This is a genomic window from Echinicola jeungdonensis (genome assembly GCF_030409905.1).
Taxonomy (GTDB): Bacteria; Bacteroidota; Bacteroidia; order Cytophagales; family Cyclobacteriaceae; genus Echinicola; species Echinicola jeungdonensis.
In genome coordinates, this window is sequence record NZ_JAUFQT010000002.1 from 14,517 (window position 1) to 27,592 (window position 13,076).

10 protein-coding genes and 1 riboswitch are annotated in these 13,076 nt (G+C 38.8%); of the genes, 6 read left to right on the forward strand and 4 right to left on the reverse strand.

Features of this window, described 5'->3' with window-relative positions:
- Positions 1–32: 32 nt before the first annotated feature.
- On the forward strand, positions 33–1,442 hold the full coding sequence (locus tag QWY93_RS13560) for an alkaline phosphatase PhoX (RefSeq protein WP_290248762.1): 1,410 nt from the start codon (positions 33–35) through the stop codon (positions 1,440–1,442).
- Positions 1,443–1,846: 404 nt separating this feature from the next.
- On the opposite strand, the gene QWY93_RS13565 is transcribed toward QWY93_RS13560, so the two are convergent.
- The 3 genes from QWY93_RS13565 to metE are packed head-to-tail and all read right to left on the reverse strand — an operon-like array spanning position 1,847 to position 5,103.
- Positions 1,847–2,236, reverse strand: a complete 390-nt coding sequence (locus tag QWY93_RS13565) for an acyl-CoA thioesterase (protein WP_290248763.1) — start codon at positions 2,234–2,236, stop codon at positions 1,847–1,849.
- Positions 2,233–2,724 carry a PAS domain-containing protein gene (locus tag QWY93_RS13570; protein ID WP_290248764.1) on the reverse strand — a complete coding sequence of 164 codons (492 nt, stop codon included), beginning with the start codon at positions 2,722–2,724 and terminating at the stop codon, positions 2,233–2,235. The genes QWY93_RS13565 and QWY93_RS13570 overlap by 4 nt, the downstream gene beginning before the upstream one ends.
- 54 nt (positions 2,725–2,778) lie before the next feature.
- Positions 2,779–5,103 (reverse strand): 5-methyltetrahydropteroyltriglutamate--homocysteine S-methyltransferase, encoded by a 2,325-nt coding sequence (gene metE / locus QWY93_RS13575; protein WP_290248766.1) that lies wholly within the window; start codon positions 5,101–5,103, stop codon positions 2,779–2,781.
- A gap of 173 nt (positions 5,104–5,276) precedes the next feature.
- A riboswitch (cobalamin riboswitch) is annotated at positions 5,277–5,472 on the reverse strand.
- Positions 5,473–5,721: 249 nt separating this feature from the next.
- Here metE and QWY93_RS19735 point away from each other — a divergent pair.
- Genes QWY93_RS19735 through QWY93_RS13585 form a run of 3 tightly spaced genes read left to right on the forward strand, consistent with a single transcriptional unit; the run spans position 5,722 to position 6,800 of the window.
- Positions 5,722–6,036 carry an LbetaH domain-containing protein gene (locus QWY93_RS19735; protein ID WP_353959640.1) on the forward strand — a complete coding sequence of 105 codons (315 nt, stop codon included), beginning with the start codon at positions 5,722–5,724 and terminating at the stop codon, positions 6,034–6,036.
- Positions 6,037–6,068: 32 nt separating this feature from the next.
- The gene (locus tag QWY93_RS19740; RefSeq protein WP_353959641.1) at positions 6,069–6,305 is read left to right on the forward strand and encodes an acyltransferase; all 237 of its coding nucleotides are present in this window, start codon (positions 6,069–6,071) and stop codon (positions 6,303–6,305) included.
- A 12-nt stretch (positions 6,306–6,317) separates the two neighbouring features.
- On the forward strand, positions 6,318–6,800 hold the full coding sequence (locus tag QWY93_RS13585) for a cupin domain-containing protein (RefSeq protein ID WP_290248768.1): 483 nt from the start codon (positions 6,318–6,320) through the stop codon (positions 6,798–6,800).
- Positions 6,801–6,847: 47 nt separating this feature from the next.
- Here the strand turns inward: QWY93_RS13585 and QWY93_RS13590 are convergent, their stop codons facing one another.
- A complete protein-coding gene (locus QWY93_RS13590) occupies positions 6,848–7,735 on the reverse strand; it encodes an AraC family transcriptional regulator (RefSeq protein ID WP_290248770.1) in 888 nt (295 codons plus the stop codon).
- Positions 7,736–8,255: 520 nt separating this feature from the next.
- Between QWY93_RS13590 and QWY93_RS13595 the strand changes: the two genes are divergently transcribed.
- Positions 8,256–11,405 carry a SusC/RagA family TonB-linked outer membrane protein gene (locus QWY93_RS13595; protein WP_290248772.1) on the forward strand — a complete coding sequence of 1,050 codons (3,150 nt, stop codon included), beginning with the start codon at positions 8,256–8,258 and terminating at the stop codon, positions 11,403–11,405.
- 15 nt (positions 11,406–11,420) lie between these two features.
- Positions 11,421–13,010 (forward strand): RagB/SusD family nutrient uptake outer membrane protein, encoded by a 1,590-nt coding sequence (locus QWY93_RS13600; RefSeq protein WP_290248773.1) that lies wholly within the window; start codon positions 11,421–11,423, stop codon positions 13,008–13,010.
- The last annotated feature ends 66 nt before the right edge of the window (positions 13,011–13,076 follow it).

Below are 13,076 nucleotides of genomic sequence, written 5' to 3' on the forward strand. Positions count from 1 at the left end.
ATAGCACGTAAAGTTGTAAATATAATAGGCCTATGGAGGAGAAATCATTTAATTCACGTCGACAATTTTTGATTAATTCAGGAGTGGCTACCCTTGGTTTTATGGGCTTAAACCAATTTCTAAACCCTTTGGCCGAGGCTCATGAGATTAATGGCTGTTTAGGATATGGACCTTTGCAAAATGATGATAAGGGAATATTGAATTTGCCTAAAGGTTTTGAATATAAAATCATTTCGAAGAAAGGAAAAATCATGGATGATGGCTGGTGGACTCCAGGGAGGCCAGATGGTATGGGAGCTTTTGAGGGGGATGATGGAAAAGTGATATTGGTTCGGAATCATGAAAACAGTCCAGATGATTTTGAAAATGGTGCATTTGGACCGGAAAATGAAAACCTTGCCCAAGCTGAACTTGATAAGTTTTATGAAAAAGGAAAGGGAAATTTACCTGCTCTGGGAGGAACAACCACCTTGGTCTACAATGAAAAAACGGGTGAGGTAGAACAAGAGTTTATGAGCCTTGCAGGAACGGTGAGAAACTGTGCGGGAGGGGTTACTCCCTGGAATTCATGGTTGACTTGTGAGGAATCAGTTGTGAAGGCAGGTGATTACAGTGGAAATCTGGAAAAAGATCACGGATTTGTCTTTGAGGTACTGGCCAAAAGAGACGGGAAGTTACAAAATGCGATTCCCATAAAAGAAATGGGAAGGTTTAACCACGAGGCGGTGGCAGTTGATCCCAGAACCGGAATAGTATTTTTGACCGAGGACCGGGGTGATGGCTTGTTTTACCGCTATATTCCCCATGTTCCAGGGAAATTATACCAAGGAGGGAAACTTCAAGCCCTTTGCCTTTCCTGGGGAAAAGGAAGGGATACCCGGAATTGGAAAGGGCAACAAGAGGGTTTTTTTCCAGTTGGAAAACCTCAAAGCATCTATTGGATTGACCTGGAGGATATTGGTTCCCCTCATGATGATTTGAGGTACAGGGGGTATGGAAAAGGGGCTGCAAGGTTTGCTCGTGGTGAGGGGATTTGGTTTGGGGAGAACGAGCTGTATTTTGCTTGTACTAATGGAGGAGAAATAGGGGCAGGACAGGTTTTTAAGTATATTCCAGGGGAAAATGAAGGAAAAGAGAATGAATATAAAACGCCCGGTTCATTAGAGCTTTTTGCAGAACCCAATGATAGGGATTTATTAAAGAATTGTGATAATGTGGCCATTGCACCTTGGGGAGATTTATTGCTTTGCGAGGACCATCCCCACCCATTTGTGGTTGGGATTACACCGGAGGGTAGGTTTTATAAACTGGCCGAGAATATTGGGTTTGAATCAGAATTTGCTGGAGGGGTGTTTTCCCCTTCCGGGCAAACATATTTTGTCAATATCCAAGATGCAGGCATCACCCTGGCAATAACAGGACCCTGGAGGAATTTGAGATGAGGTTTTGGTGAGAATTTAAAAAAAAGGGTCCATCAATTCCCCTAATTATCACTAATTATTCTTGAGTGAACTGATTGGATTAATTTTATTTTACGCTGAATACTAAAATGAATATCTGCTTTTCCAGAAGGAATTTAGGAAGTAGGAAATCATTTAAATTAATTCCAGGTAACCCATTTTGATCCATGGAATGGATACCTTTGGAAAAGGGAGTTTATGATCTGCGGTGAAAAATTCAAATTTGATGCTTTTTTTGGAATTACAAATGCTGGGCTTTCAAATTCCTCAATGCAAATGAGGAATTTTTGGGTTGCTTTCAGCATCCGGCCTTAAGCTTTTGGCAAAAGAAATAAACCATTTTTCCATCATGAAGATTTTCAATCCAGCTTTCAATATGGAGAAGTTTAATGATCAATAGGGGTGGGCTTTTTATTTTCATCAATTGCTACCAGGGTGAAAGTGCCGCTAATGGCTTTTTCTCTACCCTCCTCATACATTTTTTCAATAAATATGTCCACTTGGACTTTTAAACTGGTCCGGCCAATATGGATGATATGCCCCACCAATTCGATAATGGTTCCTGCGGGAATGGGGACGGTAAAATCAATTTTATCACTTCGTACGGTAACCATTTTTTGTCTGCTGAACCGGGTGGCTGCGATAAAGGCAACCTCATCCATCAGGTGCATAGCCGTGCCACCAAACAAAGTATCATAATGGTTGATGGTATTGGGGAAAACAGCTTTAAATATTCGGGTTTCTGCGTTTTTAATTTTTTGGTCTAAATCGGTCATATTTCGTTTTCAAGTGCCAGAAAATGGGTGATTTTCCCTTTTGGATCTTCCAATGGAATGATAGTGATTTCGCAAAGGTAAGGTTCTCCATTCTTTTTATAATTAATCAATTGGGAAGAAAATGGTTTTCCTTCATTGATTTTTTTTCTTATTTGGGTTTTTGCTTTATAAGAAGAATCCTTTCCCTGTAAAAAAGAAGGGTTTTTACCAATTGCTTCAAAGACATGATAATCCGTCATTTTTTCAAAGCCTGGACTTGCCCAAAGGATGGTTTCCTGCCTATCGGTAAGTACTAAAGCATCAAACCTTTGATTTAGGAAATTCAAATCTGTTGACCAACTGAATGATTTTTTGAAAAAACTTAAAGTGTGAGATAGGGATTCAAGACTTTGGTTTGCAATGCTTGGGTATAATTGGCAGGCAATGATGTCCCAACAGTGAAGAGGAACGGAGGAGGCTTTTTTGGATGGCTTTGAAAAAATTGTCATTGCAAATAGAAATTATACCGGGCAAGTAATTAACCTGCCCGGTGGGGTAATTGTTTAATTTTCGATACCAGCAACTGTGGTTTTTCTAAGTGCTTTAGCAGCTTGTACCATGCGCTCCAAAGCTGGCTCAGTTTCTTTCCATCCTCTGGTTTTAAGGCCACAGTCAGGGTTGACCCAAAGCTGTTCCTCCGGTAATACGGATTTAGCTTTTTCTAGCAATTCAACCATTTCCTCTTTGGAAGGTATCCTTGGAGAGTGGATGTCATAAACCCCTGGACCAATTTCATTGGGGTATTGGAACTCAGCAAAAGCATCTAATAACTCCATTTGAGACCTGGAACATTCGATGGTAATGACATCAGCATCCATGCCAGCAATATGTTTGATGATATCATTAAACTCTGAATAGCACATGTGTGTATGGATTTGGGTTTTGTCCTCCACCACTGATGCAGAGATTCGGAAACATTCTACAGCCCAGTCCAGATAGGCTTCCCAGTCGGACTGCCTTAAGGGCAAACCTTCCCTTAGGGCAGGTTCATCAATTTGGATGATCTTGATGCCTTCTTTTTCCAAATCAGCCACCTCTTCTCTGATAGCCAGGGCAATTTGCTGACAAGTGGTTGATCTGGGCTGGTCATTTCGGACAAAGGACCATTGCAAAATGGTTACCGGCCCTGTGAGCATTCCTTTTACATTTTTTTCTGTCAGGGATTGGGCAAAAGAAGTCCAACCAACGGTCATAGGCTCAGGACGGGAAACGTCTCCATAAATAATGGGAGGTTTAACGCAGCGGGAACCATAACTTTGGACCCAGCCATTTTGGGTGAAGACAAAGCCTTCCAATTGCTCCCCGAAATATTCAACCATATCATTTCTTTCAAACTCCCCATGAACCAAAACATCCAATCCAATTCCTTCCTGCCAACGTATTGCCATTTCGGTTTCACTTTTGATCAGCTCATCATATTGATTTTGAGTCAATTTCCCCTTTTTCTTTAGAGCTCGCCATTGCCTTACCTCCTTGGTTTGAGGAAAGGAACCAATGGTTGTGGTTGGGAAAAGTGGAAGGTTCAGGTTTGGGGTTTGAAGTTTTCTCCTTTCTCCAAAAGGCTTATTCCTCGTGCTATGGCCTGGTGTAAGGCTGCTTACAGCCTGTCCCACCTCTTGTTTATGGATGATGGAAGAGGTTTTTTTAGATTGGATAGCTTTTTGATTTTCCTCCAATAATTGTTGGTTTTCCGGCAAACCGGAATCCAAAGCTAGTTGCTTCAAGCTTGCAATTTCACCGACTTTTTGCTTGGCAAAAGCCAACCATTGTTGGATCTCAGCCGTCAACCCTGAGCCAGATTTTTCCTCCTCCAAGTCACAGGGTGAATGAAGCAAAGAGCAACTGGAAGCTATCAATAGGCGGTTTTCACTTTTCTTGCCTTTGGCCAATTCAAGTAATTCCAAAGAAGCTTTGAAATCATTTTTCCAGATATTCCTTCCATCTACCAATCCTAAAGAAAGGCTTAGGTTTTGCGGAAGTTTATCCAATGTCTTTTCAAGTTGTTTTGGAGCCCGGACCAAATCCAAATGCAGGCCACAAACTGGCAATTCACAAGCCAGGTCCAAATTTTCATCCAGGCCGCCAAAATAAGTGGTCAAAAGGATTTTAAGGTTCGGACAAGCTTTGCGGATGGTTTTGTATGTATATTCAAAAGCTTCCTTTTCTTCCTGATCCAGATCCATGGCAAGAAAAGGTTCATCCAATTGTACCCAGGTAGCGTTTGATTCCTCCAGTTTTTTGAGGATGTCCAAATAAACAGGGACAAGGTTTTTGATCAGCTCAATTCGCTTAAAACCTTTTTCCTTTTCTTTACCCAATAGGAGGTAGGAGACCGGTCCAAGGATGACAGGTTTGGTGATGATACCCTGTCTTTTTGCCTCTTTGAACTCATCCAGGATTTTTGTGGAGAAGAGTTTAAAGGGCTGATTCTTTTTAAATTCAGGAACGATATAATGGTAATTGGTATCGAACCATTTGGTCATTTCCATGGCAATGATATCAAGGCCATTTTTCTGATAGCCCCGGGCCATGGCAAAATAAAGGTCCAGTTCAGGTTTTTTCTGGTCAGTTACAATCTCATGGTATCTTTCAGGAATAGCACCAACGGTAAAGGACATGTCCAAAACCTGATCGTAGAAGGAAAAATCATTGGAAGGGATCAGGTCAATGCCTGCTTCCTGTTGGATTTTCCAATTTTCTTCCCGGATGTTTGCACCGGTTTCCTGGAGTTCACGAAGGGTTGATTTTCCGGCCCAGTAAGCTTCACTGGCCTTTTTGAGTTGTCTTTTGCTACCAATCCGCGGGTAGCCAAGATTGTGCGTTAGCATAATTTTAAACTTTTAACGTGATAAATAGGTCAAAAGCCTTTAGCTAAACTTCACAATGCCCTGCGGATAAGAAGTGGAGGTGAAAAACAGGATATACTTTTTCCTTAGGCACACGAGTCCCATAATTTTTTGGAAAAAGCATCCTACTTGACAGGGCTTCAAATCGCGAAAGCATTGTCATTTCAATATAGGCAGGTCTCCTGGCTTGTAACATTTTTACCGTCCTTCCCACCCCGATGGTTATCGGGACAGTGGACCACTAAGGGTAAAAACTTTTCCATTACTTACAGTTGCGCGACAGCCCGTGATTTTCACACGGTTCCCTATTCACCCTGACCTTGGTCAAGGACCTATATTGGAAGATGAAGAAATCAAGTAAAGAACTTTGGGCTGCAAATATAGGGAATTCGGTTAAAGTAATTGGTTGTTGGGTAAATTAGTTATTGGTTTTTCCTCTATATCAATGCTGATTGCAATAACCCTTTTATTATTTAAGGCCATATTTTAGGACTTGAACTGAAATGTGGGTTTGAATTTCTTACTTTTTGATTTGAAAATCATTAATTTCTAATAGATTTCTAGGTATACATTTGTAATGGAAAATCAAGTTCATACAGAATGGGAAAGCACCAGACAAACCAAGCAAAAGATATTTTTGAAAGGCTGAGGTCAGGGGAAGTGATTTCCATGGATGACCCGGATTACGGGAAGATTAGGAAGGCAGTTAATGAGACCATCAAGCTTTCTGTGAAACTGAATTCAGCTTGTAATATCCAGGAAATTCGGTCATGGCTCTCCGAGATCATAGGAAGCCCAATTGATGAAAGTACCACATTGTTTACGCCATTTTATACCAATGTTGGAAAAAATATAAAGCTGGGGAAAAATGTGTTTATCAACCATGCCTGCAGCTTTTTGGATTTAGGGGTATAACTATTGAAGATGAAGTGATGCTTGGCCCACGGGTGAATATAAGCTCCGAAAACCATCCAGTGGAGATTGCCTCCCGAAAGACCATGGTTCCTGCAGAAGTGATAATAAAAAGGAATGTCTGGGTCGGTGCCATTGCTACCATCCTTCCCAGGGTTACCATTGGTGAAAACTCGGTAGTAGCTGCAGGTGCGGTGGTAACAAAAGATGTGCCCTCAAACTGTTTTGTGGCAGGTGTTCCTGCAAAGGTTATTAAGAAAATAGGTCAATAAATTTCTTATATTATGAAAAATATCAATCTGTTATTAGTATTCTCAGCTTTGGTTCTCCAGGGGTGTCAAGGACAAGATTCATCCGAAACAGAACAAAAAGATTTGGAAGCCATTTTCCCTAAAGGGAAGTTAGGACCTTCTGAGTATTTTACTGGCAAAGCCTACAATTATGGCCTTGTGCCCAATGATTCAACTTATACCACTTTGGTGGGAAATGTTTTTTTTGAACCAGGGGCAAGAAGCAACTGGCATACCCATCCTGGAGGCCAAATCCTTATTATTACTGATGGTGTAGGCTATCACCAAATCGAAGGGGAGCCCATTCAGGTAATGAAAAAAGGGGATATAGTAAAATGCCCTCCCAATACCCGTCATTGGCATGGTGCAAGTCCTGATACCGGTTTACAGCAAATGTATATTGTTCCAAATACTGAGAAAGGCATAGTAGAATGGATGGAGCCGGTGACTGATGAAGAGTACAATGTTGGTGAATAAATGATCCCTTTCCTGGTTTAAATGTAATCGGTAATAGGTTTGGCTTTTTAAAGCTCATTTTTATACGTTGATGGGGATACCCCCATGTATTTTTTAAATAACCTCGAAAAATAAAGTGGATCCTGAAAGTTCAGTTCGTAGCTGATTTCTTTTACAGACATGTTAGTTAGATTGAAAAGCTCACAAGCTTTTTGGACTTTTAATAAATTGAAAAAATGGATCAGTGATTGGCCGGTCTTTTTTTTGAAAAGTGAAAAAATGGTGGAGGAAGACTTATTAAACGTACGTGAAATTTCCTCAATGGTCACCGTGTCGTAAATATGTTGGTTCAAATAGTCAATGATTTCATTGACTAAATCTTCGTTGGAAGACTGAACCTTTTTGTTTGACTTAATAGAATAATAAATAAAGGAACCTAGGGTTTTATGAAGCAACATGCTCGAATACTCGAATATTTCCTCCGAAATACCATTTTTAAAAAGGTCAATCATGTATTCAAACTCTGCAATCCGGTTTTTCTCAAAAGGGATAATGATGGGTTGGTTATTATTCTGTTTTCTGAACCTTTGAAAAATTTCCTTCGCATTTACACCTGTAAAATGAACCCAGAAAATGGACCAAGGATTTTTCTCATCCGAAAAATAGGCGTGATTCTGCTTTGACTCGATGATGTAAAAAGAATTGGGAGTTAGCTGAAAACTGGATTGATTAATTTTGATGGTTCCCTTTCCTTCAATACAATAAATTAAAATGTACTCAGGGCAACCCTGTGGTCTTTTCCGGAAGTGATGAAGCGCTTTTGGAAAATAACCAATATCAGTTAAGTATAAGTTTTTAGTAAGTTCTCTTTTTGAATAATCTGTTAACAGTCTTCTTGGGATTACATTGATTTTTTCTCCTTTAAAACCGGTTTTTAGTGTTGGCTTATTTTTCATATAACAGTATAGGGTGATTGTAGTGCTAATATAATCATATTTTTATTTTTAAAAATTTGTGCTTTTGTCCATGTGTAAAATATCATTGTCCATTTACCTCCTGCCTTATTGGGCTACATTTGAGTCATAATGATTTATTAAATGATTATAAACCTACTGTTTATTCTGTATTAAAAGAATTGTTGGTTTTAATTATTCTGATAGGAGCTCCGTAGAAATACAAACAATAATTAATGAAATACTATAGGAATAAACATGTTTTACTCAGTTGTGGGAAATTTACGACTGACAAAATTAGCTTAAGAATAAATATTAAATAAATGGGAGCGTACAAGTCCATAAAACCAATATGCAAAGGTTTGGATAATCAATTTCGAAACTTAATTTGGAATACTATTGCTTTGGAGTAATAAATAATTTCAAACAATAAGTTTGTTGAAATAAAATATGGTGACGCTATATTAATAGCGCGTTTTGATTACCTAAAGAAAATCTAATTAATATCCAAAATAACATCCTTATGAAACAGTTTTCACAAAAATGGTTAAAAGGGTTTAACTCCTGTAATAGCAGGATAATTGACCCTATAACAATGGCCAAAATGCTTGGGGTTATCATTTTGATGACCTTTACAAAACTAGGTTTGGCACAATCCCAGGAAATTACCGGAAAGGTAATCTCAGGAGAGGACCAATTGCCTATTCCAGGGGCAACCGTCCTTGTAAAAGGATCCAGTACTGGAACAGTTACAGATTTTGAAGGAAATTATTCCCTGAATGTTTCCAATCCAGCAGAGGCAATTTTGTCTTTTTCCTTTGTGGGCTATATTAGTCAGGAAGTTCCTGTAAACAATCAGTCACAAATAAATATCACCTTGGAACCAGATTTTGCCCAACTGGATGAAGTTGTGGTGGTGGGATATGGTGAAACCAAAAGAAGTGATCTTACAGGTGCTGTATCTTCAATAGATGGAGAAGCTGTAAAAGAATTACCTATTACTTCTGTAGATCAGGCCATCCAAGCAAGGGCGCCAGGAGTTCAGGTGACGCAAACATCAGCAGCTCCCGGAGGTGGGGTGTCGGTAAGAATTAGGGGTTCTAATTCAATTAATAGCGGAAGTGAGCCATTATATGTTGTGGACGGTTTTCCTATTTATCCAAACAATGGAGCTTATAGTGCAGGAGGGAATAGGCAATCTGCCAACGTAATGGCGTCTATTAATCCAAATGATATAGAATCTATCGAGGTGTTAAAGGATGCTTCTGCAACTTCGATATATGGTTCCAGAGGGTCCAACGGGGTAGTTTTAATTACTACTAAGCGTGGTAAAGCGGGTAAACCAAAATTTAGTTATGATGGTTCTTACTCAACTCAAACAATGTCTAATCCTATAGAAGTTTTAAATGGTGCTGAATATGCTACTTATTTAAACATTCTTGAGCAAAGCCAGGGAGGATCTCCTATTTATACTCAGGAGGAGATTAACGCATTTGGAGAAGGGACAAACTGGCTGGATGAGGTAACAAGAACAGGTTACATTCAAAATCACCAGATTACATTTTCTGGCGGAAATAAAGACAATAAATATGCATTAACGGGTAATTACCATGATAATGCGGGTATCATAAAGAAAACGAATTTTAAAAGATACGGTATAAGATTAAATCTGGATAATTCTGCATTTGATGACTTTTTAAATGTAAGTTCAAGCTGGTCATACAACCGCACGGCGTCCAACAATGCACCTACAGATCAAGGAGGGCCGGGAGGAACTATTATTACAGCATTAGGTTTAGATCCTACAACCCCGGTTTATAATGAAGATGGAACTTATGCCCTTGCTTCTTATGACGGACGTTTTTTGATTAATCCCCTGCAAGAGCTGGAATATGCTACAGATGAAGATATCACCAACCGTGTTCTTGGAAATACAACATTTACATTGAATATTACAGATCATTTGAAAGTAAAAAGTAGTATTGGAGCAGATATTTTAAATATCAATAGGACCAGTTTCTTCCCTACCGTTACGACTAGAATTGGTAGAGATAATTCAGGTGAATTAACTCTTGCTAACAGGCATTCAGCAAACATTTTGAATGAGAACCTTATAACGTATACCAACGACTTTGGTGGAGATCATTTTGTAGATGCAGTGGTGGGATATACTTATCAAAGAGAAGTGAATAAATTTTTTAGAAGTACCACCCGTGGTATTACCGCATCTTCGGTAGATCAGGCAACCCTTCAGGGAGGTCCGGACATTTTGACTCCATTTTCAAGCCGAAGAGAATGGCTATTAGAATCATTATTAGGACGTTTAAACTATAATTATGATAGTAGATATCTTCTTACTCTTACTTTTAGACGCGATGGTTCCTCCAGATTTGGAGCTCAAAACAAATGGGCTAACTTTCCATCTGTAGCCTTAGGTTGGAACATTGCGAACGAAAGCTTTTTTGATGAAAAAGGGATATCCAACGTAATTAATAATCTTAAGATAAGAGGTAGCTGGGGATTAACGGGTAACTCAGAAATTCCTGTGTATAATTCATTAGCAAATCTGAATGAATACAATTATGTAATTGGTGGTAATTTAGTTTTGGGGTTAGCAGACGGCAGATTAAGTAATTCTGATCTAAAATGGGAAACAACCACAATGAGAAATATCGGTCTGGATGCTTCTTTCTTTAAAAGTCGTCTTAATTTAACCTTGGACTATTTTGATAACAAGACTGAAGACCTGTTATTATTTGTATCTATACCAAGTAGTTTAGGGTTTGAATCCATATTGAAAAATTCCGGTTCATTACAGAATAAAGGTTTTGAAATTGGTTTGGATGGTTATATAATAGATAATGGGGATTTTAAATGGAATCTAGCTGGAAACCTTTCTATCTTAAGAAATAAACTTACGGATTTAGGAAGCAGTACACCCTTCTTTTCAAGTACCACCAGTGGGCATCTTGGGGTAGCAGGTAGCTGGGTAGAAGAAGGAAACCCAATTGGAGTATGGAGAGGTTATGACTATATAGGGATCTTTCAGTCTCAGGAAGAAATCGATAATAACGCATCGCGTTCAGGTGATAAACCAGGATATCCGCGATATAGAGATGTGAATGGAGATGGCCAAATCACACCAGACGATTATACTATTATAGGTGATCCAAATCCAGATTTTACCTGGGGACTAAACTCAACATTTACTTATAAAGATCTCGATTTAGGTATTTTCCTTAGAGGTTCGCAAGGATTTGATGTAAGAAACCTTCAGGCTTCTGAATTAGGTGATGGAGTGCAAAAGATTAACCAGATTGCCGGCATTCTTACCGATTCATGGACCCCAGATAATCCAAATGCTACCAGACCAGTTATCGATGGTAACAGGGATTTTGCAAACTCCTATAGAGATTCCGATTATTTTATTGAAGATGGTTCTTTTATACGTCTACAAAATATTTCTTTAGGATATACAGTTCCATCTTTTTCAGAATTTGTTTCGAGAGCTAGAGTTTACGTAAGCGGTCAAAATTTATTTACTATTACAGATTATACAGGTTTTGATCCTGAAGTAAATAACCGTGGGCAGGATAACCTGAACAGAGGAGATGATTATGATGCGTATCCGCGATCCAGAACATTCACGGTAGGAATCAATTTAGAATTTTAATAAGCAAAACATATTATGGTAAAATTTATAAAAAAGACATGTTTAAAAGGAGTTTTTGTATTACTCCTAATGAATGTTTTCTCAGCATGCTCTGATCTTGAAGAGAATCCGGATTTTACGACGCAAGACAACTTCTTTAATACTGCCGAGCAGCTAGAATTAGGTGTGAATGCAATTTATGATGGGATTGGATATGGCCAGGATTGGGAAAATCATTTTTATAACCGTTTTGTATTCGAATGTTTGGTGGGGTATCAGGTAGGCTGGGAAAAAGGGCCTCTGAATTACCAAAATGGGAATGTTTCTCCAGACGATGTTTATATTTCAATTTACTGGAGAATTTCTTACGAGAATATTAATAGGGCAAACTCTATAATTGCCAAAGCAGACGAGCTTAAAGACGCTGGGGCAACAAATGTGGCGTTGATTGATAGAGTAAAGGCCGAAGCGCAATTTTTAAGAGCATTTTACTATTATAATTTAGTAAGATATTTTAATAATATTCCTGTAACAACAAGTCCAACCCTAAGTGACCAGGATCTACCGTCTAATGAAAATGGAGAACAAAAGGCTTTAGAGCTTATTCAGTCAGATTTGTTAATGGCAAGAGATATTCTACCAGAAAGTTATGGCCCATCAGAAGCTGGTAGAGCAACTCGTTGGGCAGCAGAAGCATTATTGATGAAAGCTTACTTACAGGGAGAAAAATGGTCTGAAGCCTACAATGTTGCTCAGACGATCATTGATGAAAGTGGAATGTCATTATTTGATGATTTTGCAAATACTTTTTCTGTGGAAACAGAGAATATGGGGCCAAGAATTTTTGAGGCTCAGGTTTCTGCTTCAGCGAATGCTGGTGAAAACCAGGTCTATCATGCCCATTTTGTGCCTGCAGATCTACCAAATGATTTAGGCGGTGTTGGATGGCATTGGTTAAATTCAACTAAAGATTTCAGAGAAAAATATGATCCAAACGATAAAAGGATAGCGGGTACATTCATACAAGAATATCCATCAAATCGTGTGGGACGTAATGATGATGGAGAATGGCCAATAGTTCGCTGGAGTCCAGATGCGCCGTACAACTTAAGCCGTTTTGGAGGTTTAGTTCCTGCAGATTCAGATCCGAATAATCCTGAAGAGCTTATCTATTCTGCTGCTTGGTCTGCTAAATATACTGAAGTTGGAATTTCTAATGCGTACATGAATGAAAAGAATATTGTTTATCTAAGATATGCAGATGTACTTTTAGGACATTCTGAAGCTGCTAATGAAAGCAATATGGGCGATCCATATTACGGTATTAACGAGGTAAGAAGAAGAGCTGGTCTAACTCCGCTTTCAGGTTTAAGTCAATCGCAGCTTCGCGACGCAATTGTAAATGAAAGAGTTTTAGAATTTGCAATGGAATCTGAGGTTTATCCTGAACTTAAAAGAAAAAGTACTTATGGTGGATCACCAGATTATTTAGGAGATTATATCGAAGATTTTATCGAAACCTATAATGTGGATAGGTCACTTTCTCCCAGAGATTATGTATTACCATTACCTTTAAATGAAGTTTTGGGTAATCCTAATGTTACTCAAAACCCAGAGTATCAATAGAAGTTATTTTAAAATTAATAGAATTAAACCTGTCTCTTTGGGCAGGTTTAATTTCATTATCTTACC

Coding starts and splice junctions, on each gene's coding strand:
- metE (WP_290248766.1), bottom strand. CDS start 5,103: ATGCTAACGCACAATCTTGGCTACCCGCGGATTGGTAGCAAAAGACAA.
- QWY93_RS13570 (WP_290248764.1), bottom strand. CDS start 2,724: ATGACAATTTTTTCAAAGCCATCCAAAAAAGCCTCCTCCGTTCCTCTT.
- QWY93_RS13590 (WP_290248770.1), bottom strand. CDS start 7,735: ATGAAAAATAAGCCAACACTAAAAACCGGTTTTAAAGGAGAAAAAATC.
- QWY93_RS13585 (WP_290248768.1), top strand. CDS start 6,318: ATGAAAAATATCAATCTGTTATTAGTATTCTCAGCTTTGGTTCTCCAG.
- QWY93_RS13565 (WP_290248763.1), bottom strand. CDS start 2,236: ATGACCGATTTAGACCAAAAAATTAAAAACGCAGAAACCCGAATATTT.
- QWY93_RS13600 (WP_290248773.1), top strand. CDS start 11,421: ATGGTAAAATTTATAAAAAAGACATGTTTAAAAGGAGTTTTTGTATTA.
- QWY93_RS13595 (WP_290248772.1), top strand. CDS start 8,256: ATGAAACAGTTTTCACAAAAATGGTTAAAAGGGTTTAACTCCTGTAAT.
- QWY93_RS19735 (WP_353959640.1), top strand. CDS start 5,722: ATGGGAAAGCACCAGACAAACCAAGCAAAAGATATTTTTGAAAGGCTG.
- QWY93_RS13560 (WP_290248762.1), top strand. CDS start 33: ATGGAGGAGAAATCATTTAATTCACGTCGACAATTTTTGATTAATTCA.